Source organism: Pseudomonas pichavaramensis (assembly GCF_050473265.1).
In the GTDB taxonomy this organism is placed as follows: Bacteria; Pseudomonadota; Gammaproteobacteria; order Pseudomonadales; family Pseudomonadaceae; genus Aquipseudomonas.
The window spans coordinates 297,838-319,391 of record NZ_JBJKFJ010000006.1 but is presented as its reverse complement, the minus strand read 5'-3'; the positions used below and the strand labels follow the sequence as shown (position 1 = coordinate 319,391).

Genomic DNA, 21,554 nt, shown 5'->3' with positions numbered 1-21,554 from the left:
GCATCGGCACGCGCCCCGATCCACCCTACGCAGTGGATTACCCAGGGACGACACCAAGCCGTCCAGCAAGCACGCTTTTCACCCCTGCTTGCGCCGATCCTGCGCCAGACGCTCGGCCAGGGCATCGAGTTCGGGCAATTCGCCCTCGGGCATCTGCCGGATCACCGCCTGGGTCAGTTTCATCTGCCGGATAAAACGCCGGCAGTTACCGCACATGGCCAGGTGCGCACGTACGGCCAGGCGCTGGCGTAACGTCAGTTGGCCGTCGAGATAATCGCTGGAGTGAGCGACCAGTTCCTTGCAGGTCAGCATTGGCCTGTCTCCTCGAAATGTTCCAGGGTGGCGAAGACTTTCAGGCGTGCCCGGTGCAGCAGCACACGGGCATTGGAGAGGGAGATGTCGAGAAGATTACAGATCGCCTCCAACTCCAGGCCCTGGCGCTCACGCAGTACCAGCACGCTGGCCTGCAACTCGGACAGGCTGGCCAGGGTGTGTTCCAGGCACTCGCGCAGTTCGCCTTCGGTCAACAGGGCTTCGGGGCTGTCCTGATGCCAGGCATGCGGCGCCAGCAGCCAGTGACCATCATCGGCGAAACGTTCTTCACCGATGCTGCCGTGCGGCGCTGGCAGGTCATCGAGCAGCACTTCGCGGCGATTGTGCTTGAGGCGGGTCTTGGCGGTGTTGGCGGTGATGGTCAGTAGCCAGGTCTTGAGGCTGGCGCGCCCCTCGAAGCCGCCGAGGCTGCGCACCACGGCGAGCCAGGCATCCTGCACCACTTCATCGGCGTGGCGGCTGCCGACGATGGCATAGGCCACCGCGCGCATTGCGCCCTGATAACGCGTGACCAGTTCGCGGTAGGCCTTCTGCTCACCGGCGAGCAGGCGGCCCAAGAGATCGGAATCGGACATAGAACTCCCATGGGTAGGGCCTGGCGCGCACGAGCAAACCCTGCACGAACCTATTCACGATCTGCTGCGCGTCGGCCATGCTGCGTTAAAACCAACCTCAAAATGCTCATTTACAGCTCGTAAATTGCGCTTTTTCGGCTGTTTTCGCCTTGCGTGGCCTAGCTCGCTAGATCGTGAAACAGGTTCTACGCGCGTCAGGCATTCCTACAGAGAGTTCAACGCTTGCGCAAAATTACACTGCCGATCGAATAACCGGCACCAAAGGAGCTTAGAACACCCAGACTGCCCGCCGGCAGGTCGTCCTGATTCTTGTGCAGGGCGATCACCGAACCGGCCGAACTGGTGTTGGCGTAGGTGTCGAGGATCACCGGCGCCTCGTGCGGCTCGGCGTCGCGGCCGAGCAGCTTGCGGGCGATCAACAGGTTCATGTTGAGGTTGGCCTGGTGCAGCCAGAAGCGCTTGACGTCACTGACGTTGAGCTGGTTTTCCGCCAGGTGCGCAGCGATCAGCTCGGCGACCATCGGGCAGACGTCCTTGAACACCTTGCGGCCTTCCTGCACGAACAGCTTGTCACGCGCGCCCACGCCCTCTTCCGCGGCGCGGTTGAGGAAGCCGAAGTTGTTGCGGATGTTGTTGGAGAACTGGGTCAGCAGCTTGGTGCCGAGCACATCGAACTGGTACTTGGACGTCGCCTGATCAGCACGCTCGATGATCACCGCGGTGGCCGCATCGCCGAAGATGAAGTGGCTGTCGCGGTCGCGGAAGTTCAGGTGGCCGGTGCAGATTTCCGGGTTGACCATGAGGATCGCGCGGGCCTGGCCGGTCTGAATCGCGGTGGTCGCGGCCTGGATGCCGAAGGTGGCCGAGGAGCAGGCCACGTTCATGTCGTAGCCCCAACCGTTAATGCCCAACGCGGCCTGCACTTCGATGGCCACCGCCGGGTAGGCGCGCTGCAGGTTGGAGCAGGCGACGATCACCCCATCGATGTCGGCGACGGTCTTGCCGGCGCGCTCCAGCGCCTGTTTGGCCGCGCCTACGGCCATTTCGCAGAGGATGCCCCACTGTTCGTTGGAACGCTCGGGAATACGCGGCACCATGCGTTGCGGGTCGAGGATGCCGTCCTTGTCGATGACGAAGCGGCTCTTGATGCCGGAAGCCTTCTCGATGAAGCCGCTGCTGGACTCGCTCAACGCCTCGATTTCACCACGGGCGATGGCTTCGGCGTTATCGGTGTTGAACTGCTGCACGTAGGCATTGAAGGATGCCACCAGCTCGTCGTTGGAAATGCTGTTGGCCGGGGTGTAGAGGCCGGTACCACTGATCACGACGTTATGCACGGTCATTCCTCTTCTTGGCCGCAGCTGACGGCCTCAGGCAGTGAGCCTGCGGCAATTGCGCAGGCCGAAAATCGGGAAATACGGGCCAAGCTTTGATGGTGGTTGGCGCCGGGCCACTGAGTGTGCCACAGGGATAAGCCATTCGTCCTTAGCCCTTGAGAGTGTCTGAGTGGACAAAACATGACCGTATATAGCTGTTTGGTCTAAAGTCTAGTTTTGTTCCGCCCCCCGAGGAGCCTGCATGAATTTCTCCCTGCTCAGCCGCTACGCATTCTTTGCCTTTTGCGTGCTGCTCACTCTGGGTAGCCTGCCCTTCCTTGCTCACGAATGGCTGTGGCCCTTCACCTTGCTGAGCGGCGTGCTCAGCCTGATCGGCATCGGCGACCTGCTGCAGACGCGTCACGCCGTACGCCGCAATTACCCGATCCTCGGCAACATCCGCTATCTGGTCGAAGGCATCCGCCCGGAAATCCGTCAGTACCTGCTCGAAGGCGATGCCGAACAGCTGCCTTTCTCCCGCGCTCAGCGCTCGCTGGTCTATGCCCGCGCCAAGAACGAAGGCTCGGACAAACCCTTCGGCACCCTCAGCGATGTGTATCAGAACGGCTTCGAGTTCATCAGCCACTCCATGCGCCCGGCGCCGCTGACCGACCCGTGCAGCTTTCGCGTGGAGATCGGCGGCCCGCAGTGCCGTCAGCCGTACTCGGCCTCCCTGTTCAACATCTCGGCGATGAGCTTTGGCTCGCTCAGTGGCAACGCCATCCGCGCGCTCAATGAAGGGGCGAAGCTTGGCGAGTTCTACCATGACACCGGCGAAGGCAGCATCAGCCCCTACCATCGCGAGCACGGCGGCGATCTGGTCTGGGAACTGGGCAGCGGCTACTTCGGCTGCCGCGCGTCAGACGGCCGCTTCGACCCCGAGCGCTTCGCCGCGCAGGCCAGTGACCCGCAGGTGAAGATGATCGAAATCAAGCTCAGCCAGGGTGCCAAACCAGGCCATGGCGGCATCCTGCCCAAGCACAAGATCACCGAGGAAATCGCCAACACCCGCGGTATCCCGATGGGCGAGGACTGCGTCTCGCCATCGCGCCACAGTGCCTTCTCCACGCCTACCGAGCTGCTGCAATTCATTGCCCAACTGCGCGAGCTTTCTGGCGGCAAGCCGGTGGGTTTCAAGTTCTGCCTGGGCCACCCCTGGGAATTCATGGGCATCGTCAAGGCCATGCTGGAGACCGGCATCCTGCCGGACTTCATCGTCGTCGACGGCAAGGAAGGCGGCACCGGTGCGGCGCCGCTGGAGTTCACCGATCACCTCGGCGTGCCGCTGCGCGAGGGCCTGCTGTTCGTGCACAACACGCTGGTCGGCAGCAACCTGCGCGACAAGATCAAGCTCGGCGCCAGCGGCAAGATCGTCAGTGCCTTCGACATTGCCCGCGTGCTGGCCATCGGTGCCGACTGGGCCAACTCGGCGCGCGGCTTCATGTTCGCCATCGGCTGCATCCAGTCGCAGTCCTGCCACACCAACAAGTGCCCGACCGGCGTCGCCACGCAGGACCCGCTGCGCCAGCGTGCCCTGGTGGTCGAGGACAAGGCCCAGCGGGTCTATAACTTCCACCGCAACACGCTCAAGGCGCTGGCCGAGATGCTCGCCGCCGCCGGCCTCGATCATCCGTCGCAAATCGACGCCAAACACCTGGTGCAGCGCATGTCCGCCACCGAGATCAAGCTGTTCGCTCAGCAGCACGTCTTTCTTGCGCCGGGCGAATTGGTCAGCGGCAAAGTCAGCGGCGAGTTCTACGAACGCATGTGGAACATGGCGCGTGCGGACAGCTTCGAGCCAGCGCTGGCCTGAACGACCGAATGACCAGGCAGATGGCTCAAGCCAATTCCACAGTGCGGGGCAGGTGACGACCATGAACCGCCTGCTTGCCCTGCTGCTCGTGTTCAGCTTCACCACCTTCGCGCAGGAGCAACGCCCACTGCGTTTCGCCGTGACCGAAAGCTGGGCCATGCCCATGATGCAGATCGTCGATGGCCATGCCACGAGCGGCATTCTTTATGACCTGCAAGTCCGTCTGGCGGAGAAGATTGGCCGACGTGCCGAGCAACTGGTCATGCCGCGATTGCGCGTGCAGCGTACCCTGATTCGCGGAGAGATCGATGTGCGCTGCTACGTCAACCCGGCCTGGCTGCAGGAATCCCATCACCAATACATCTGGAGTCTGCCGTTCATGACGCATCATGACGTGATCGTGAGCCGCAAACAGGAAGCGGACTTCAGCCTGGAGCGGCTGCGTGGCCAACGTCTGGGCACGGTACTGGGCTTCAGCTATCCGCGCCTGGAAACGCTGTTCAATGACGCCAGCATCCAGCGTGAAGACGCACGCACGCAGGAGCAGGCGTTGGAAAAGCTCGAGGCTGGTCGTTATGACTATGCCGTCACCAATCAGTTGACACTGGCATGGTTCAACCGCAAGCGGGCGCCAGACAAGCACCTGTATGCAGTCAACGAAATCAGCACCTACCTGGTTTCCTGCATCGTTCGCGATGAACCGGACGTACCGACTCAGGCGTTGCTGCGCGCACTGGTGCAGATGAAGCAGGATGGTGAATTCGACGCCATCCTGGCCCGCTATCGCTAGATGCTGGTCGAGGCTGCTGCCAGCGCTTGCAACACCTGATCGACACGCTCCACCAATGAGCCACTCAAGCGCGTGAATGCCCAGCCACGCTGCTGTAATTGCTGCTCGTACCACTGGTTCTGCCGACGGCGAAAGGTCTCGTCCTGACGCGTACCGTCCTGCACGAAGGGAAAGTCATCGGCGCACAGAAACACATGGTGATAGTGGCGCTGGGCGAGTTGCTCCAACTCAGCTTCGGCATGACCGAACAACTCGCGGCAATAGAACAGAGTGGTCAACGGCGTGCTATCGCAGACCAGGTAGCGCTGGCAGTTTCCGGCCAGTTCGTCTTCCCGCGCGACCTGGGTGCGGCCGATGCGCAACAGGTCACCGTAGTCCAGCACGCCGCCCTGCTCTTCCCACAATTCACGCCCATATTCGGCGGCATACCGCGTGCCCAGCGCCTCGGCCAGGGCCCGGCTGAGACTGCTCTTGCCGGTGGACTCGCCACCGAGCAGGGCGATGCGCTCGACGAAGTCCGCGTAAACCTGCGGCGCCAGGTACTGGCGCAGGCCGTGGACATCGGCGCGCAGCTGCGTACCGGACACCGGCACCGTGACGCGTGCACGGTCGATCTCGACATGGCGCACCGGTTGCCCGACGCACGCGGCCAGATGTGCGGCGAAACCATCGCCATAGGCTTCGCTGGTGAACACCGCATCGACCGGATGGCCGAGCACGGCCAGGCAGAAGTCGGCGACGAACTGGCGCTGTGCGGCATCGGGCGCCGATTCGTGGGGAAGATCCGGCAACGCCAGAGCTCGGCCACGCTGCTCGTCGACCCACCCGGGCGTCACCACCCAGCTGCGCAGGTCGGGAAAACGCGCCTGCAACCAGTTCGCCCGTCGCTCAGGTGCGCAGCCAGGTAGCTCCGGGTTGGCCCAGCTGAGCAGCACCAGTTGCTCGCACTGCATCTGCGCCTGGCGGATCAACCACTCATGCCCCAGGTGCAGCGGCGCGAACTTGCCCACCACCAGGCCACGGGCGAAACTTTTACTCATGCCCCGGCTGCCTGGGTTGCGCCTGTCAGTTCGCGACGCCAGGCGTACAGGCCGTACCAGGCGTTGAACCAGAACAGCACGTAGATGAACGCCGTCAGGTACAGCTCACGCGAGACGAACAGCGGCACCGCCAGGGTGTTCACCAATAGCCAGCCGTACCAGGTTTCCAGCTTGCGGCGCATGAGCAGCAACTGCGCCAGCACGCTGAAGGTCAGCACCAGCGAATCGATGAACGGTGCGTAGGCATCGGTGAAATGATGCAACAGCGCGCCGTAGGCAATGGCGACGAGCACCGCGAGCGCCAGTGCCTGGCACAGCCCAACCCTGGAAGCACGGCTGATCGGCAGCGCAGCGCCCTTGCGGCCATACAGCCAGCTCCACCAGCCCAGCAGGCTGGTGCCAATGAAGAACAGTTGCAGGGTGACATCCGCGTACAGCTGAACGCTGAAGAACAGCCAGCCGAACAGTACGCAACCGACCAACCCGACGGCCCAGGTGTGCACCGAATTACGGGCAGCCAGCACGACCGAGAGCAGGTAGAAGAGGTTGGCGAAGATCTCCAGCGACGACGGCATGCAGGCATCCTTAGCAGCAGCGAATCAGCCGCGCAGACTAGCACGCGGCCCCTACCAGCCTCACTCCCAAGCCTGACGCTCGCCCTTCCAGACATGCAACTCGCGCTGCTGCGCCGCCGCCCACAGCCAGCCGCTGCGTGCGCCCACCAGCGTGCTGACCGCATGCTGGCGACCGAAGCGATTATGCCGCGCCAGCATCAGGGCAATATCACGCAGCACGGCCAAGGTGCCGCTGTGGGACTGGAACAACGGCGTCAGCAAGCGGCTGGCCTGGCGGTAATAGCGCAGGTGATCACGGCGGGCATCGCCGTAGGAGGCGAACAGCGCGTTCCAGTCGAGCGTCTCCTGAGCCGCGTCCGCCAGGTTGCTCAGCGCATCGGCCAGGGCGGCGGCGTCAACCAGCGCCATGTTGGCGCCCTGCCCCAGTTGCGGGCTCATGGCATGCGCACAATCGCCGATGGCCAGCACGCGGCCATCGTGCCAGCGCTGCATGCGCACGTCCGCGTAGGCGGCCAGGGTCAACTGGGCGGGATCGGCGATCTGCTGCAGATAGGGCTCCGCGGCCTCACCCGCCAGATCGCGTACACGGTGCTTCCAGGCATCCAGACCAAGCTGCAGCCAGGCCTGGTGCTCGCTCAGCGGCAGACTCCAGAACAGGCTGGTCAAGGTGTTCTCACGTGCCTGCTGGGTCGTGCCTGTCGGCATCAGCCCGAACATTTCCCGGCAACCGCGATACCACTGGCGCAACTCGCTGGATTCACCGGACGCGGCCGTCGGCAGCATGCTCCACAGCGCGCCCCAGGGATAAGGCCGCGCCCATTGGCGCACCTGCATCTGCGCACGCAGGTTAGAACGTGTGCCGTCGGCCAGAATCAGCGCGGCGAAATCGCCCAACGGCTGTTCGTTGCCCTGCGCATCCTGTTGCAGCAGTCGAACATGGCCAGCGGTTTGCTCGAAGCGACTGACGGCCACACCGGTTTCCACCCGCACACCCGCGCGCTGCGCTGCATTGAGCAGAGCCGTCATCAAGGCGCCACGGTGAATGCCGAGGCCAAAGCTGCCTGGCTGCCAGTCGTGATAACGGGTATCGAGTATCACCCGGCCCTTGCAACTGGTGCCGTACAGCCGGCTAACGGGCGCGCCCAGCGCGGTGCACTCGGCCAGCAGCCCCAACCGCTGCAACACCGCCAAACCGGAAGGCTGCAACAGAATGCCGGCGCCCACCGGCTGCAGGCGGTCGACCCGCTCCAGCAGACGCACGGCGAAGCCCTGGCGGGCGAGAAAAATGGCCGTGGCGAGGCCGGCCGTGCCGGCCCCCACGATTGCGATCGGTAGTCCCTTCAAGGCTGTTCTCCCTGTTCTGGCCGGGAGATTCTAACCGCCCCGAACGCCAACTGGCGGGAACTGCCACGCAAGCGGCGTGGTTCAGAGGAACATGCCGCCCGATGCCTCGATGCGCTGGCCGTTGATCCAGCGGCCACCATCGCCAAGCAGAGTGGCGACAGCGGCGCCGATATCATCGGGCAGTCCGACGCGGCCCAGTGCCGTATTGCCGGCGACGAAAGCATTGACCTCGGGATTGTCGCGCACCACGCCGTGACCGAAGTCGGTCTCGATGGCCCCGGGAGCCAGCACGTTGGCACTGATGCCCCGCGGTCCCAGTTCCTTGGCCAGGTAACGCGTCCACACTTCGATACCGCCCTTCATCGCCGCATAGGCGGCGTAACCGGGCAGGCTGAAACGGGCCAGCCCCGTGGAAACATTGAGAATCCGGCCGCCATCGGCCATCAATGGCAACAGCCGCTGAGTCAGAAAAAACGGCCCCTTGAGCTGGACCTTAAACAACTCGTCGAATTGCGCCTCGCGGGTGTCGCTGTATGCGGCATGGATACCGATACCAGCGTTATTGACCAGAAAGTCGAAACGCTCGACACCGAAGGTTTCGCGCAGCCCCTGCGCCACGCGTTCGGCGAAGTCGGCGAACGCGCTGCTGTCACCGACATCCAACTGCAGCATCAATGCTCGCCCGCCAAGGGCTTCGATATCACGGGTCAGTTGCTGCGCTTCATCGGCCTGGCTGCGGTAGGTGCCGATGATATCCACGCCCTGCGCCGCCAGATGCTTGGCTGCACTGCGGCCAAGACCACGGCTGGCGCCGGTGATGAGTGCGATCTTGCGAGTCATGATGAATCTCCTGTGAGAGAACGTGAGTACAGGCACAGGTTATTGCTCGCCCATATGCTGATAAATCCAGAAAAACCGGAAATACTGATCGGCATGAGCGAACAATAAGGGCCATCACCATGAACAAGCTGGAGCTGCTGCGAACCTTTCAGCGCGTCACCGAACTGAGCAGTTTCACTCAGGCCGCCGACAGTCTGGGGCTGCCGCGCTCGACGGTATCGGAGCAGGTGCGTGACCTGGAACAGTTGGTGGATGCCCGCCTGCTGCATCGCACCACGCGGCGGGTACGCCCGACCCAGGATGGCCAGATGCTGTACGAACGCGCCCGTGAACTGCTGGCCCAGATGGACGAGCTGGAAAATCTGTTCCGCCAGGATGCTTACGCCCTGAGTGGACGGGTACGCGTGGACATGCCCACGGAAATCGCCAGGCGCCTGGTCGCGCCGCGTCTCGATGAATTTCTTGCCCGACATCCGGCGCTGGAAATCGAGCTGGGTTGCAGCGATCGACGCGTCGATCCACTACGGGAAGGGTTCGACTGCGTATTGCGCATCGGCGCCATCGATGACGACAGCCTGGTGGCGCGGCCGCTGGGCCACTTGTCGATGGTCAACTGTGCCAGCCCGGCCTATCTGGCCACGCATGGTACGCCTGAGAGCCTCGACGATCTCACCGGCCACTGCATGATTCACTACGTGACGAGCTTCGGTGCCCGTCCGGATGGCTTCGAGTTCCTGCGCGACGGCAAGCTGCATCGGTTGGCCATTGCCGGCCGGGTCACGGTGAACAATATCGATGCCTACGAAGGTGCCTGCCTTGGTGGTCTGGGAATCATCCAGGCGCCGCTGATCGGCATGCGCACGCACCTGGAGGACGGCCGCCTGCTGCGCCTGCTTGACGACTGGGTTGCTGCGCCGATGCCGATCAACCTGCTACACCCGCACGGACGGCATCTGCCGCGGCGGGTGCGGGCGTTCATGAACTGGCTGGAGCAATTGCTGAGCGAAGAGTTCAAGACCTGAGCGAGGCGGATCAGCAACTGCCAGCTTCAGGGCGTATCGGCACGGATATCGAAGCCGCCTTTGTTCTGGCTGACGATACGCAGGTGTTTGGTTTCCCCGGCCTCGATCGGCACTGCCACTTCGCGCAGCAAGCGGCCCATGCCGCAGAGGGTGTCGTCCATGCGGTCCGGCGTGATGCCTACCACGCGGGTGCCCGCCGGTACCTGAAAAGAGGCGACCTCGCCGACGCCAATGCGCGCGGCAACCTTGCGATCCACTTCGATGGCCACGTAGCAGCCCCCCCCCATGACTCCGAAATCGCGATTGACCACGATCTGCGCGCCGTTTGCCTGTGTCTCCTGAAAGGCCAGCAGACGGTCTTCCGGCACAGATTTGACATGCTCGGGGTCACCCCGAAACGATGAACAGCCGGCCAGAAACAACAGCGGTAGAGCGATGAGGATCGAACGCATGAAGCCCTCCATGGGCAAATGAGTGCGGCCTGAGTATTGGGCTTGAGACGCCCGCGGGCAAGGTATCGATGGCAACGATGTTTGGTAGCACAAGCATCGATTTCTGCAATGACTGGCGCAGTGTTTTCATTTCTCTCGACCCCAGCGCCAACCCCTTCGGCGCAACTGATCGGAGACTATCGTCATGAAAATCGCAGCTATCACCGCCACTCTTATTGCCGCTTTCGCACCTCTGGCTTTCGCCAACGAAAAAGCGCCCGACGTCACCAAAGTTGACGTGCAACAGTACCAATACGGCATGCAACTGGACATCGCCCAGGTGCTGGAACGTACCGACAACAGCCGCAAGACTGGCGTCGTGCCCAGCGTGATGGTCTACCGTGACAGCCAAGGCGACGTGCACGCCGTGCGTTTCATGGAGTGGGGTGGTCAGACTGACCGCAACGGTTAAGAACTACGCAGTACAGAAAAATGCCCCGGCCGAGCGACTCGTCCGGGGCAATACTTTTCCTGGTTAGTAACAAGCCTCAGTCTGACGAATCGAGCGTCACTGGAGCAGCCCTGTAGCCCGGATGCAATCCGGGGTGCTTTGCTATGCCGCCCGATCTTTCCCGGATTTCATCCGGGCGACCCGCTTGGCTAAACATCGTTGCTGATCAAGATGCTTTTCAGCCTTGCAGACGTTTTACCAGGCGCGCCTGCAACGCCTCGAGCTCGGCAGCATCCGCCTTGGTGGCCGCATGAATGCCCAGCCCTGCACCTTCGAAGCGCGGGATCACGTGCATATGGATATGGAATACCGTCTGCCCGGCTGGCGCCCCGTTGAACTGCGCCACCTGCACACCGGCCGGCTGCAGTTCGTCGACCAGTGCCTGAGCCACCTTCTGCACCACGACCATGACCTTGGCCAGGTTGTCTGCGTCGATCTCCAGAATGTTGCGCGCCGCCGCACGCTTGGGGATCACCAGGCTGTGGCCCTGGGACTGCGGGAATAGATCGAGGAAGGCCAGTACATCGTCGTCCTCGTACAGCTTGTAGCAGGGCAAGTCGCCGCGAATGATCTGGGCGAAGATGTTCTGGGAATCGTAAGTACCGTGCAGGCTCATGCCGATGGGCTCCGTGCCGGGTGGAGGAAAGCTCGCACCATACCGCCTCGTTCGCACGCAGGGAACCGGGCAGGATCGCTCGAGTCGATGAGTATTAGCAGGCTTATCGATTTCCGCCGCTGCCGCCTCTCGTGTTTTGATCGCCGTTCTCAAGGCCCACTGGATATGGAAACCACATGACCGACCTCAGCCCCTTCCACATCACCCGCAAATGGCCCGCCCAGCACCCCGAGCGCCTGCAGCTCTACTCGCTGCCAACGCCCAATGGCGTCAAGGTCTCGATCATGCTGGAAGAAATCGGCCTGCCCTACGAGCCGCATCTGGTCAGCTTTGACAGCAATGACCAGTTCAGCCCCGAGTTTCTCTCCCTGGCGCCTAACAACAAGATTCCCGCGATCCTCGACCCCGATGGGCCGAATGGTCATCCGCTGCCGCTGTTCGAGTCCGGGGCGATTCTGCTTTACCTCGCGGAGAAGACCGGCAAGCTGCTGCCCAAGGACGCCGCCGCCCGCTATCAGGCCATTCAGTGGCTGATGTGGCAGATGGGCGGCCTGGGTCCGATGTTCGGCCAGCTCGGTTTCTTCCATAAGTTCGCCGGTGCCGAGTACGAGGACAAACGCCCGCGTGACCGCTACGTCGCGGAATCCGCGCGCCTGCTCGGCGTCCTCGACCAGCACCTGCAAGGGCGCGACTGGATAGCCGGCGAATACAGCATCGCTGACATCGCGGTACTGCCCTGGGTGCGTTGCCTGGTGGACTTCTACAAAGCTGGCGATCTGGTGCAGTTCGAACGTTTCAGCAACGTGCGCCGCGTACTCGACGCCTTCCTCGAGCGGCCAGCCGTGCAGCGCGGCCTGGCCATCCCGGAACGCGGATGACCGCCACGGGAGCCGGTCATCCGGCTCCCGCAGCCCATCTAAGTGGCCGCGACCCGCTGTGCGGCGACCTTCTGGTCGGCCTGCCCGCCCAGGTACCAACCGAGCAAACCCCATAGCGCGGCGCTGGCCGCACCGACCAGCGCGACCAGCCAGGCGCCCTGTGCCAGCATGTCCAGCAGGCTTTTGAGCCATCCGCTCATGGCATCGCCGGCACGGTAGACCACGGTATCGATGAAGTTCTTCGCCTTGTACTTGCTTTCAGCATCCAGCGGGGCGAAGAGCATCTCCCGCCCCGGCCGCACGAAGGCGTATTCACCGATGCGCCGCACGATCATCAGCGCCGCCAGCATGGCGAAGGTCGGCATCAGCGCCAGGCCGATAAAACCCACGCAGACCAACAGCGGCACGCAGGCCAGCAACACCCGCACGCCCATGCGTCGAGCGATGCGCCCGGTGATGAACAGCTGGGCAATCAGCGCTCCGGCCTGCACGATGAAATCGACTACCCCGAAGACCCGCACCTGATCGGCACGCTGTGGAAACAGCTCGGCGACCAGACGCGCCTGCTCGAAGTAGAGAAAGGTGCTGGCCGTGGCCAACAGGATCACGAACCCGGCAATTCCCAGCAGGTAAGGCGAAGCCAGCACTCGCATCAAGCCACTGAACGGATTGCCCGGTACCGGGCGCCGTGGACTTTCCGCCTGCACCGCCCCGACACGCCCAGCGCCGCCCTCCTCGCGCCAGCGCATCAGCACCTGCTTGAGCGACAGCGCCACGGCCAGCAGCACGGCAGCCAGCAGGATCAAACCGCTCTGACCAAGCACACCCACCAGCGACGCGCTCAGCGCCGGCCCGACCAGGCCGCCGACACTGGCGCCTGCGGCGATGAAAGCGAACAGGCGCTTGGCCTGCTCACTGTCGAACACATCCGCCATCAGGCTCCAGGCCACCGAAACGACGAACAGGTTGTAGACCGAAATCCACACATAGAAGCTGCGCGCCAGCCACACGCTCTCGTCTGCGCTGAAGAACAGCAACGCGAACAGAGCCAGGTTCAGGGTAAAGAAGCCGTACACCCAATCGATGAAATGAATGCGCGGCACCCGCGAGCTCAGCCAGGCGAACAACGGCACCGCGATCAGCATGACCACGAAGGTGGCGGTGAATAGCCACTGCAGGTTCTCCACCCCGGAGACGATACCCATCGCCTCACGGATCGGCCGCAGCATGAAGTAGCCCGAGAACAGGCAGAAAAACAGAGAAAAACCGGCCAGCGCCGGCCACAGCTCGTCGCGCTGCGCGTTGATGGCCACGGCCACACGCTGCGCCAGCGTTGCAGATGTCATGGGACGTTCCTCGAATGGGCGCGCCAGTGCTGACGCGCCGAAATGGCTCAGGCGTATTCGACGCCCGTGAGACGTTCAGCCAGCGCCCACAACCGGGCGGCAGCCTCGCTGTCCATGGCCGCTTGCGGCACCTTGGCCAAACCCAGAGGCCCACGTTTCTCTTCCTCACCGGTCGGTCCGTAATAACGGCCACCCTCGGCTTCGGCCGCCGTCGCCGCGAACAGTGAAGACAGCGCCCCCTGAGCCGCCGAGTGATAGACCTCTCGATCCTTCGCCCACTCGCGCGCGAACTCGCTGTCCAGACCAGGCCCGCGCTCGACCAGTTCGGTCACGGCTACCCCAGGGTGAGCGGCGATGCTGCGAATGCCCCAACCATTGGCCTGACTGCGCCGCTGCAGCTCGAACGCGGTCATCAGGCAGGCGAGCTTGGACTGCGCATAGGCGGCGTAGGGGTTGTAGTTGTTCTCTGACTGCAGGTCGTCAAAATCGATTTTGCCGCGATTCACCGCGATGCTCGCCAACGTCACCACACGTGGGTCAGCGGACTTGCGCAGCGACGGCAGGAGCAAACCGGTCAAGGCGAAATGGCCGAGATAATTGGTCGCCAGCTGCATCTCGAAGCCATCACGCGATACGCCACGCTGGGGCGGCGCCATGATCGCCGCATTGTTGATCAGCACATCCAGCGCCTCGCCCTCGGCATTCAGGCGCTGAGCCAGGCTGCGTACCGAAGCGAGGTCAGCCAGATCAAGCTGTTCGAAGCGCACACGGGCATCCGGCACCTGCGCCCGAATACGCTCGATGCTCTCGGCACCACGCTGCGCATTGCGCGCGGCGATGATCACCTGTGCGCCAGCGCGACTCAGTGCCAGGGCATCCTCGAAGCCCATGCCGCTACTGCCGCCAGTGACCAGCAAGCGCTTGCCGGTCAGCGACGGCATGTCTGTCGCCTGCCAGTGGGGCGCGATATCGGCCGAGGCACTTGCCGGCACGGCGCCCAGCACGCCTTGCAGCGCCAGGCTTCCGCCCAGCACGCCGAACAGCTTCAGGGTGTCGCGGCGCGTATGGCCTGCCATCAGGGGATTCAGTTTGTTCATCGCTCTTGTCCTCGTGTTCGTTGATGATCTGCGCCGTACAGGGCGCCAGCACAGAACACAGGTTGCAGGCAGATGAGCCGTTCGATAAGCCGGGCAAAGCCGAACAAGCCGTACGGTGTGGCGGACAGTTACTCGTTGTTGCACAGCCCAGAACCCTGGCCAATTCGTTACCGCATGCGCCCCTAAGGATTGGCAAAGCGGCCGTTGCACCGCATCATCGGATGCTTGCTCACCAACCAGCTGACGCCCATGCGCCAACCGAATCTGTCCGATATCGCCCTGTTCGCCGCCGTGGTCGAAGCTGGCGGCTTCCGCACGGCGGCTCAACGTCGCGGCATGTCACCGTCGTCCCTGAGCGACAGCATCCGGCGCCTGGAAAAGGAATTGGGTGTGCGCCTGCTCAACCGCACCACACGCGGCCTGACCCCCACCGAAATCGGTGCCCGCCTGCTGCAGCGCCTGGCCCCGGCGCTGGACGACATCAACGCGGCACTCAACGACCTGCAGGAAGATCCGCAGAACCCGGTCGGCTCGCTGCGTCTGCATGTTCCCGGCGTGATTGCGCGGCACATCCTCCCGCCACTGCTCGACGACTTTCTCGCTCGCTACCCCGGCATCGCCCTGGAGGTGAACATGGACAACACCTTCGTCGACGTCATCGGGGCTGGCTACGACGCCGGCATCCGCTATGAGGAAAGCCTGGCCAAGGACATGATCGCCATCCCCATCGGGCCGCGACGGCAACGCTTCATGGCAGTCGCAGCGCCCGACTACCTGCAGCGTCACGGCATCCCTCAGCATCCCGCCGAACTGAATGACCATCGCCTGCTCGGCTATCGCTTCGCCAGCGGCAAGCTCGGCGTTTGGGAGTTCGAGCAGGATGGACGCACCCTGCGTATCGCGCCCGAGGGCCGGCTGGTCAGTTCGTCGCAAGACCTGCTGATCGCTGCGGCCTGCGCAGGTCACGGCATTCTCTACACCTTCGAGGAATACATTGCGGCGCACCTGGCCAGCGGCCAGCTGCTGCCCGTTCTGCAAGACTGGTGGCAGCACTTCGAAGGGCCCTATCTGTATTACCACAGCCGTCGTCACGTTCCCGCCCCGCTACGCGCCTTCGTCGACTACGTGAAAGCCCTGAATAATTCAGACTATTCGCCTCAAAGCCCGAAATAGAGCGATCACGAATACCCAAGCGAGGCGCTGGGAGATTATAATTGCGCGCCTGCGTTTCCCTTCCTCTCAGGTTATTCATGAACACGCCTTCCCAAGACGCCGCGACGACCCTGTCGCCGGGCGCGATCCTTCTCATTCAACTCGCGCTGGCCCTTGGCGGCTTCGCCATCGGCACCGGTGAGTTCGCCATCATGGGGCTGATGCCCAATGTCGCCCTCGACCTGGGCGTCAGCGAACCGCAGGTCGGCCATGTCATCAGCGCCTACGCACTGGGCGTGGTGGTCGGTGCACCGGTGCTGGCCCTGCTTGGCGCACGCTTCCCGAGGCGCATCCTGCTTCTGCTGCTGATGGGCTGCTTCGCCCTCGGCAACTTCGCCAGCGCCCTGGCGCCAACCTATGAACCCCTGCTGATCTTCCGCTTCATCGCTGGCCTGCCGCACGGCGCCTACTTCGGCGTAGCCATGCTGGTAGCCGCGTCCATGGCCCCGCCGCACAAGCGCGCCAAAGCGGTCAGCCGGGTGCTGGCTGGCTTGACCGTAGCGATCCTGATCGGCAATCCGCTGGCCACCTGGCTCGGCCAGTTCATGAGCTGGCGCTACGCGTTCGCCCTGGTCGGGGTGATCGCCATTACCACCATCGCCATGGTCGCAATCTTCCTCCCGACCGATCCCAACGAGCAGCGCAGCAGCCCTATGGGAGAGCTGCGCGCCTTCAATCGTGCGCCGATCTGGCTGGCTCTGGGCATTGGTTCCATTGGCTTCGCCGGCATGTTCTGCGTGTTCAGCTACATGGCGCCAACCCTGCTGGAAGTGACCAAGGTCAGTCCCGGCTGGATTCCACTGGCCATGGGCGTGTTCGGTGCCGGCTGCATCGTCGGCAACAGTGCCGGCGGCTGGCTGTTCGACCGCCTGCGCCTGCGTGCAGTGGCCTGGATTCTGGCCTGGAGCACGCTGCTGTTGCTGGTCTTCCCGTTCGCCACGCAAAGCCTGTGGACCGTGCTGCCGGCGATCTTCGCCCTCGGCACCATGATCGCCCTGGGCCCGGCCCTGCAGACCCACCTGATGGATGTAGCCACCGGCGCACAAACCCTGGCGGCTGCCTCCAACCATGCTGCCTTCAACGTCGCCAACGCCCTTGGCCCCTGGCTCGGCGGCCTGGCCATCAGCGCCGGTATGGGCTGGACCGTCACCGGCTACATCGGTGCCGCCACGGCTATCGGCGGCCTGCTGCTGTTCACCTGGGCGTGGAAGGTGCAACAGCAGAGCGGGCAGATCTGAGCGGATGCATGAAGAGGCTCGGGCAGGTATCTTCTACCTCCCGAGCCACCACTCCGTACCCAGCCCGATGATTGCCCAGCGCCTGCGCTTCACCCTGTTCGGCACCGCTCTCTTTACCGTACTGACGGCCCACGCCAAGGTGGAGGTCGAAGCCCAGGCTGGCATGCTGGCGGCGAAGATTTCCGAAGAGATCGTCCCGGGCGACTACGAACGCCTGCTCAAGGGGCTGCGCGCCAATCCCGGCCAGTACAAGCGCAAGATCGTGCTGCTGGACAGTATCGGCGGCAGCGCGCCAGAGGCCATCCGCATGGGGCGCCTGCTGCGCGAAACCGGTTTCGAAACGCTGGTGCCTGCACGTGGCATGTGCCAGGGCAGTTGCATCTATCTGCTCGCAGCCGGCAGCAAACGCACCATCAATGGTGACATCGCCCTGCGGCGCCCGCCCTTCCCCGCCGGCGACTCGGCGCAGGCACAGGCTGCCCATGGCCGCCAGCCCTACAGCCCGGCCAGGTACTTTCGTGACATGGGAGTCGACGTGCGCCTGGCGGAAGATATCTACCAGGTCGCACCAGGTCAGCTGCGCTTGCTGAGCCAGGATGATTTGCGACGCTATCGGCTGAAATAGCGATAGCCGCTGAAATGAAGCAAGCCTCGGCATCACGCGATGCTGGGGCTGTTTTCAGGCTCTTAGCATTCTCGCGGAGGGATGCGCATGACACCGGGCTGGCAAGTTTATGTGCGTATCGCTCACGGGCTTAGCACTATCCGTTAGCGCGTCTGCTGAACGTTTGGGTTGCGCCCCTTACGGGCGCCACACCTTTCTTGCTTGCCCAAGAAAGGTGTGCCAAAGAAGGGCACCCCGACATCCGGGTTTCGCTGCGCGAAACTACCCTCGCTCCGGTGCCGCTCCGGGGGCCGGCTTACATGGGCCATCCTTGGCCCATTAAGCCTTTCGCCGCATCCATGCGCCTCACTCCCCTACGCAACACCTACGTTCGGCCTCCTGAAGGGGGAACGGACCGCGAGCTTACGAAATCTCCGGAAGATCAAAGTCGGTAGCGTTTGGCTTTTGCTCTTGAAAGTGCGATCTCACAGACGACGCCCAAATCCCCTTCAGGAGGCTGAGTGGAATCGCCTCGTAAGGGGTTGAGCGACATGGATGTCGCGAGAGCCACGATGGGCCAGGGATGGCCCTTCGTGGCGGGCCCCTGGAGTGGTGATGGAGCGAGGGAACCCCGGCGTAGCCGGGGCCGGATGAACGGGGTGCCCTTCTCTTTGGTTACTTTCTCTTGGGCAAGCAAGAGAAAGTGACTCGCCCGTGAGGGGCGAAAACCATCAGACCAGACGGCGCGCTAACGGATAGTGCGAGAATCGACAGCTAACACTTAATTGCCAGTCCGGTATCAACTCGCACTTTCCACAAACTCTGCGAAGAACCTTTTTCGTCAGAACAGGAACGTCAGCGCCAGGTTGAACAGCATGGCTGCAACGAAGCCAATCGGCGCCGCGCGCAGCAGCAGCTGCGAGAACAGCTTGGAGCGGACCTTGTCATCGGTGCAGGAACCCAGCAGCAGGCTGCCACCGGAAGAGAACGGCGAGATGGAGGTCGCCTGAGCACCCACCACGATGGCGATGAAGATGATCATCGGATCAATCGACATCGAAGCCGACAACGGCAGCACCATGGGGAACAGCGCCGGCGTCACCACACCCAGGGTGCTGGCGAAGATCGACATCAGCGCAGCCACCACACCGAATGCCAACGGCACCAGCGCCGGCGGGATGTTGCCGCCGATCCAGGACGCCAGCGCATCGATGGTGCCGGCCTTGATCGCGACGCTGATCAGCATGCCGACACCGCAGATCATGATCAGCGTGGCCCAGGGCAGCGAGGCGATGGCCTTGCGCTCGTCACCCAGCTTGAGCAGCAGTGCGATCACCGAGAACACACTGGCGATCAGACCGATATCCACCTTGCTGTTGATGAACTTGACCGTGGCATTGTCCGGGAAGGCCAGCAGCGCCAGCGGGGCAGCGAGTACCAGCGCCATCATCAGCACGGTCAGCAGCAGCGTCAGCTTCTGTTCACGGTTGAAGGCTTCCGGCAGATCGGCATTGATCACCGCATTCTTCAGATTGCGGCCATGGCCGCCGAGGAAGATGAATGCGGAGATCACCAGCAGAGGAATGACCGCCGTGCTGGCGAAGATGGCCAGAGCGTTTACGAACGCCTCGCTCTCGGGCATGCCGGCGGTGGTCATCAGGCCACGGAAGATGATGCCGCTCTGGCTGGAAACGAAGTTCGCACCACCCAGCGCCCCGTAGTTCACCGCCATACCGCCGAGAATCAGGCTCATGCCGGTGCGCTGGCACAGCAGCAGGGTCAGCGGCGCCATGAACGCCAGCACGGTGTAGTAACCCGCGCCCATGGCAGCGATCAGGCCCGAGGTCAGAAACACTGCATAGGGCAGCAGGTGCGGTACACCCCGGCAACGATAGAGCAGATGCCCGGCTAGCTTCTCGAGCGTGCCGTTGACGGTGGCGAAGCTGTAGAACAGACAAACCGAGAAGATCACGAAGAAGATCTTCAACGGCCACATGCTGATGATTTCACTTGGGCTCATGCCCATGCCGAAACAACCCAGCAGGTAGGCAAAGGCAATGGCGAAAAGACCGATGTTGATCTTGGTGGTATAACCGAGCGCGACGGCGAGGATGATCGCGCTGACGACGAGCAGGCTCATCATGGGGGTGACTCCTTATTGTTCTGGCGGCGGTTACGCGCGGGCGAAACCGAACAGCGTTGCAGGGTTTTCCACCAGAACGCGACGGCGCTCCTCGGGGTTGGGCAGCAGAGCCTCGAGCAGCGCGAACTGCTCATCGTAACGAGTCTGCGACTCGAACTGGGTATTGGGCCAATCGCTGCCCCAGAGGAAGCGCCCAACGCCACCACAGGCCTCACGCAGGCGCGCCTCGATCGCTTGTGCGCGGGCCAGGTCGGACTGGCTGCGGTAGGCGGCCGACAGCTTGATCCACACCGGCGCCTGACCGAGCAGATCGAAAAAGGCCGCATGCTGAGGATCGTCCAGCTGCACGCTGCTTGCCGGCAGACCGAAGTGATCGACCACCACCGTTACACCGGACTCCAGAATTGCCGGTACCACCAGCGCCAGATCCGCGAAGCCGCGTTGAATCTCCACCTGCCAGCCGCGCTGGGCCAGACGACGGAACAGGCCGTTCCAGGCAGGCCCGGCGTAATCCTCGAGCACCTTGCCGATCAGGTTGAGGCGTACACCAACCACGCCGGCAGCGGCCAGCTCGTCCAGTTCGCTATCGCTGATCTGTGCGTCGACCACCGCAACACCACGCAAGCGCTCGGGAAAACGCTGCAGCGCCTCGACCATGTAGTGGTTGTCGGTACCCAGGAAGCTTGGCTGGATCAGCACCCCGTGGGACAACCCACAAGCGTCCAGATGCGCCAGATACTGCTCCACGGTCGCGTCGTAGTCGGGGCTGTAGCGGCGGCCGGGGACCATGGGCAGGTCCTGCCGGAAGATGTGCGCGTGGGTGTCGATGCCGGAGATGCCGGCATAAGGCATGGGCGTCACGAAGCGATACCTCTGTCGATTATTGTTCGAGCCAACCTTGGGCTGACTGCTTCTTATACAGACAATCAGTCATATATATGAATATATGACTGTATAGATATCGATCAACTGCTGTCAACGCACGACCCAGTGGTAAAGTGACGGCCGGTTGAAATTCGGATGCGAGATTTATGAGCAGCGCGCCTTTGGGTCACGACGAGCGCCTGCCGCTTTATCAGCGGCTGCGCGACGAGATGCTGGAAAAAATTGCCGCTGGCGAGTGGCTACCGGGCGAGGCCATCCCCACCGAGGCGGAACTGACCCGCCAGTACGGCGTGGCGGTGGGTACGGTGCGTAAGGCCGTGGAAACTTTGGTTGCCGAGGGCTTGCTGCTGCGCGCCCAGGGGCGCGGCACGTTCGTACGCCGGCCCAACTTCGATGGCTCGCTGTTTCGTTTCTTTCGACAGGTCAGCGCAAGCGGCAAACCTCAGGTGCCGCAGAGCCGCATTCTCGAATGTCGTATGGAGCCAGCCACTGAAGCCATCCGCCAGGCACTGAAACTGGCAGATGGCGAACAATGCATTCACCTGCAGCGTCTGCGTCTGATCGATGGCCGCCCACTGTTTCATGAACTCATCTGGCTACCCGCTTCGCGCTTTGGCGCCCTGCTGGATGTCGCACCAGAGGACTTCGAACAGTTGCTCTACCCCTTCTACGAGCAGCATTGCGGCCAGCGCATCGCCTCTGCCCAGGAAACCCTCACCGTCTCTGCCGCGGATGCAGAACTGGCCGCTACCCTCGACGTTGCACCTGGCAGCCCCAGCGTCGTCATCGAGCGAACCGCGCTGGGCTATGACCGCAAACCACTGGAATATCGCCTGTCACGCGCAGCGGCGGAGAACTTCCGTTATCAGGTGGACATCAACTGAA

At 63.0% G+C, this 21,554-nt stretch carries 22 protein-coding genes; 9 read left to right on the top strand and 13 right to left on the bottom strand.

Annotated elements, in window-relative coordinates:
• Positions 1-78: 78 nt before the first annotated feature.
• From ACJRW5_RS12780 to ACJRW5_RS12770, 3 genes are all read right to left on the bottom strand, one after another.
• Entirely contained in the window at positions 79-312 is a 234-nt protein-coding gene (locus tag ACJRW5_RS12780; protein WP_484570874.1) for an anti-sigma factor family protein, read from the bottom strand.
• A complete protein-coding gene (locus tag ACJRW5_RS12775) occupies positions 306-908 on the bottom strand; it encodes an RNA polymerase sigma factor (RefSeq protein ID WP_484570873.1) in 603 nt (200 codons plus the stop codon). Before ACJRW5_RS12775 ends, ACJRW5_RS12780 begins: the two co-directional genes overlap by 7 nt.
• A gap of 215 nt (positions 909-1,123) precedes the next feature.
• Positions 1,124-2,245: a beta-ketoacyl-ACP synthase III gene (locus ACJRW5_RS12770; protein WP_484570887.1), complete on the bottom strand. Its 1,122-nt coding sequence runs from the start codon at positions 2,243-2,245 to the stop codon at positions 1,124-1,126.
• 241 nt (positions 2,246-2,486) lie between these two features.
• Here ACJRW5_RS12770 and ACJRW5_RS12765 point away from each other — a divergent pair, with 241 nt between their 5' ends.
• Both ACJRW5_RS12765 and ACJRW5_RS12760 read left to right on the top strand, forming a co-directional pair.
• Positions 2,487-4,097 carry an FMN-binding glutamate synthase family protein gene (locus ACJRW5_RS12765; protein WP_484570872.1) on the top strand — a complete coding sequence of 537 codons (1,611 nt, stop codon included), beginning with the start codon at positions 2,487-2,489 and terminating at the stop codon, positions 4,095-4,097.
• 61 nt (positions 4,098-4,158) lie between these two features.
• Positions 4,159-4,887 (top strand): substrate-binding periplasmic protein, encoded by a 729-nt coding sequence (locus ACJRW5_RS12760; protein WP_484570871.1) that lies wholly within the window; start codon positions 4,159-4,161, stop codon positions 4,885-4,887.
• Here ACJRW5_RS12760 and ACJRW5_RS12755 read toward each other — a convergent pair.
• The 4 genes from ACJRW5_RS12755 to ACJRW5_RS12740 all read right to left on the bottom strand — a co-directional run bounded on the left by ACJRW5_RS12755 (position 4,884) and on the right by ACJRW5_RS12740 (position 8,686).
• Complete coding sequence (locus ACJRW5_RS12755) at positions 4,884-5,927, bottom strand: AAA family ATPase (protein WP_484570870.1); 1,044 nt, start codon at positions 5,925-5,927, stop codon at positions 4,884-4,886. The two genes, ACJRW5_RS12760 and ACJRW5_RS12755, sit on opposite strands and share 4 nt — an antisense overlap.
• Positions 5,924-6,502 (bottom strand): nicotinamide riboside transporter PnuC, encoded by a 579-nt coding sequence (gene pnuC, locus ACJRW5_RS12750; RefSeq protein WP_484570869.1) that lies wholly within the window; start codon positions 6,500-6,502, stop codon positions 5,924-5,926. Before pnuC ends, ACJRW5_RS12755 begins: the two co-directional genes overlap by 4 nt.
• Before the next feature lie 60 nt (positions 6,503-6,562).
• Positions 6,563-7,846 (bottom strand): FAD-dependent oxidoreductase, encoded by a 1,284-nt coding sequence (locus ACJRW5_RS12745; RefSeq protein ID WP_484570868.1) that lies wholly within the window; start codon positions 7,844-7,846, stop codon positions 6,563-6,565.
• An 81-nt stretch (positions 7,847-7,927) separates the two neighbouring features.
• Positions 7,928-8,686: an SDR family NAD(P)-dependent oxidoreductase gene (locus ACJRW5_RS12740; RefSeq protein WP_484570867.1), complete on the bottom strand. Its 759-nt coding sequence runs from the start codon at positions 8,684-8,686 to the stop codon at positions 7,928-7,930.
• Positions 8,687-8,805: 119 nt separating this feature from the next.
• Between ACJRW5_RS12740 and ACJRW5_RS12735 the strand changes: the two genes are divergently transcribed.
• On the top strand, positions 8,806-9,708 hold the full coding sequence (locus tag ACJRW5_RS12735) for a LysR family transcriptional regulator (protein WP_484570866.1): 903 nt from the start codon (positions 8,806-8,808) through the stop codon (positions 9,706-9,708).
• A gap of 26 nt (positions 9,709-9,734) precedes the next feature.
• On the opposite strand, the gene ACJRW5_RS12730 is transcribed toward ACJRW5_RS12735, so the two are convergent.
• Positions 9,735-10,160, bottom strand: a complete 426-nt coding sequence (locus ACJRW5_RS12730; RefSeq protein ID WP_484570865.1) for a 3-isopropylmalate dehydratase — start codon at positions 10,158-10,160, stop codon at positions 9,735-9,737.
• Between the two features lie 184 nt (positions 10,161-10,344).
• Here ACJRW5_RS12730 and ACJRW5_RS12725 point away from each other — a divergent pair, with 184 nt between their 5' ends.
• Complete coding sequence (locus ACJRW5_RS12725) at positions 10,345-10,611, top strand: DUF2790 domain-containing protein (protein WP_484570864.1); 267 nt, start codon at positions 10,345-10,347, stop codon at positions 10,609-10,611.
• Positions 10,612-10,828: 217 nt separating this feature from the next.
• Here ACJRW5_RS12725 and ACJRW5_RS12720 read toward each other — a convergent pair whose 3' ends face one another.
• Positions 10,829-11,266, bottom strand: a complete 438-nt coding sequence (locus ACJRW5_RS12720; protein ID WP_484570863.1) for an HIT family protein — start codon at positions 11,264-11,266, stop codon at positions 10,829-10,831.
• A gap of 176 nt (positions 11,267-11,442) precedes the next feature.
• Here ACJRW5_RS12720 and ACJRW5_RS12715 point away from each other — a divergent pair, with 176 nt between their 5' ends.
• Positions 11,443-12,144: a glutathione S-transferase N-terminal domain-containing protein gene (locus ACJRW5_RS12715; RefSeq protein ID WP_484570862.1), complete on the top strand. Its 702-nt coding sequence runs from the start codon at positions 11,443-11,445 to the stop codon at positions 12,142-12,144.
• A 38-nt stretch (positions 12,145-12,182) separates the two neighbouring features.
• Here the strand turns inward: ACJRW5_RS12715 and ACJRW5_RS12710 are convergent, their stop codons facing one another.
• Complete coding sequence (locus ACJRW5_RS12710; protein ID WP_484570861.1) at positions 12,183-13,490, bottom strand: NTP/NDP exchange transporter; 1,308 nt, start codon at positions 13,488-13,490, stop codon at positions 12,183-12,185.
• 47 nt (positions 13,491-13,537) lie between these two features.
• Entirely contained in the window at positions 13,538-14,587 is a 1,050-nt protein-coding gene (locus ACJRW5_RS12705; RefSeq protein WP_484570860.1) for an SDR family oxidoreductase, read from the bottom strand.
• Positions 14,588-14,836: 249 nt separating this feature from the next.
• Here ACJRW5_RS12705 and ACJRW5_RS12700 point away from each other — a divergent pair, with 249 nt between their 5' ends.
• From ACJRW5_RS12700 to ACJRW5_RS12690, 3 genes are all read left to right on the top strand, one after another.
• The gene (locus ACJRW5_RS12700; RefSeq protein ID WP_484570859.1) at positions 14,837-15,760 is read left to right on the top strand and encodes a LysR family transcriptional regulator; all 924 of its coding nucleotides are present in this window, start codon (positions 14,837-14,839) and stop codon (positions 15,758-15,760) included.
• Positions 15,761-15,837: 77 nt separating this feature from the next.
• Positions 15,838-17,037 carry an MFS transporter gene (locus ACJRW5_RS12695; protein WP_484570858.1) on the top strand — a complete coding sequence of 400 codons (1,200 nt, stop codon included), beginning with the start codon at positions 15,838-15,840 and terminating at the stop codon, positions 17,035-17,037.
• A 67-nt stretch (positions 17,038-17,104) separates the two neighbouring features.
• The gene (locus tag ACJRW5_RS12690; protein WP_484570886.1) at positions 17,105-17,662 is read left to right on the top strand and encodes a COG3904 family protein; all 558 of its coding nucleotides are present in this window, start codon (positions 17,105-17,107) and stop codon (positions 17,660-17,662) included.
• Positions 17,663-18,482: 820 nt separating this feature from the next.
• Here ACJRW5_RS12690 and ACJRW5_RS12685 read toward each other — a convergent pair.
• Together ACJRW5_RS12685 and ACJRW5_RS12680 are read right to left on the bottom strand one after the other, a co-directional pair.
• The gene (locus ACJRW5_RS12685) at positions 18,483-19,784 is read right to left on the bottom strand and encodes an SLC13 family permease (protein ID WP_484570857.1); all 1,302 of its coding nucleotides are present in this window, start codon (positions 19,782-19,784) and stop codon (positions 18,483-18,485) included.
• Between the two features lie 30 nt (positions 19,785-19,814).
• Positions 19,815-20,645, bottom strand: coding sequence for an amidohydrolase family protein (locus ACJRW5_RS12680; RefSeq protein WP_484570856.1), 831 nt, complete (start codon positions 20,643-20,645; stop codon positions 19,815-19,817).
• A gap of 170 nt (positions 20,646-20,815) precedes the next feature.
• Between ACJRW5_RS12680 and ACJRW5_RS12675 the strand changes: the two genes are divergently transcribed.
• On the top strand, positions 20,816-21,553 hold the full coding sequence (locus ACJRW5_RS12675) for a GntR family transcriptional regulator (RefSeq protein ID WP_484570855.1): 738 nt from the start codon (positions 20,816-20,818) through the stop codon (positions 21,551-21,553).
• The last annotated feature ends 1 nt before the right edge of the window (position 21,554 follow it).

Bases quoted from the DNA above. Each gene is read 5' to 3' on its own strand.
- ACJRW5_RS12735 (WP_484570866.1), top strand. From the start codon at position 8,806: ATGAACAAGCTGGAGCTGCTGCGAACCTTTCAGCGCGTCACCGAACTG.
- ACJRW5_RS12760 (WP_484570871.1), top strand. From the start codon at position 4,159: ATGAACCGCCTGCTTGCCCTGCTGCTCGTGTTCAGCTTCACCACCTTC.
- ACJRW5_RS12690 (WP_484570886.1), top strand. From the start codon at position 17,105: ATGATTGCCCAGCGCCTGCGCTTCACCCTGTTCGGCACCGCTCTCTTT.
- ACJRW5_RS12780 (WP_484570874.1), bottom strand. From the start codon at position 312: ATGCTGACCTGCAAGGAACTGGTCGCTCACTCCAGCGATTATCTCGAC.
- ACJRW5_RS12775 (WP_484570873.1), bottom strand. From the start codon at position 908: ATGTCCGATTCCGATCTCTTGGGCCGCCTGCTCGCCGGTGAGCAGAAG.
- ACJRW5_RS12740 (WP_484570867.1), bottom strand. From the start codon at position 8,686: ATGACTCGCAAGATCGCACTCATCACCGGCGCCAGCCGTGGTCTTGGC.
- ACJRW5_RS12755 (WP_484570870.1), bottom strand. From the start codon at position 5,927: ATGAGTAAAAGTTTCGCCCGTGGCCTGGTGGTGGGCAAGTTCGCGCCG.
- ACJRW5_RS12730 (WP_484570865.1), bottom strand. From the start codon at position 10,160: ATGCGTTCGATCCTCATCGCTCTACCGCTGTTGTTTCTGGCCGGCTGT.
- ACJRW5_RS12695 (WP_484570858.1), top strand. From the start codon at position 15,838: ATGAACACGCCTTCCCAAGACGCCGCGACGACCCTGTCGCCGGGCGCG.
- ACJRW5_RS12675 (WP_484570855.1), top strand. From the start codon at position 20,816: ATGAGCAGCGCGCCTTTGGGTCACGACGAGCGCCTGCCGCTTTATCAG.
- ACJRW5_RS12725 (WP_484570864.1), top strand. From the start codon at position 10,345: ATGAAAATCGCAGCTATCACCGCCACTCTTATTGCCGCTTTCGCACCT.
- ACJRW5_RS12715 (WP_484570862.1), top strand. From the start codon at position 11,443: ATGACCGACCTCAGCCCCTTCCACATCACCCGCAAATGGCCCGCCCAG.
- ACJRW5_RS12765 (WP_484570872.1), top strand. From the start codon at position 2,487: ATGAATTTCTCCCTGCTCAGCCGCTACGCATTCTTTGCCTTTTGCGTG.
- ACJRW5_RS12700 (WP_484570859.1), top strand. From the start codon at position 14,837: ATGCGCCAACCGAATCTGTCCGATATCGCCCTGTTCGCCGCCGTGGTC.
- ACJRW5_RS12705 (WP_484570860.1), bottom strand. From the start codon at position 14,587: ATGAACAAACTGAATCCCCTGATGGCAGGCCATACGCGCCGCGACACC.
- ACJRW5_RS12685 (WP_484570857.1), bottom strand. From the start codon at position 19,784: ATGATGAGCCTGCTCGTCGTCAGCGCGATCATCCTCGCCGTCGCGCTC.
- ACJRW5_RS12720 (WP_484570863.1), bottom strand. From the start codon at position 11,266: ATGAGCCTGCACGGTACTTACGATTCCCAGAACATCTTCGCCCAGATC.
- ACJRW5_RS12710 (WP_484570861.1), bottom strand. From the start codon at position 13,490: ATGACATCTGCAACGCTGGCGCAGCGTGTGGCCGTGGCCATCAACGCG.
- pnuC (WP_484570869.1), bottom strand. From the start codon at position 6,502: ATGCCGTCGTCGCTGGAGATCTTCGCCAACCTCTTCTACCTGCTCTCG.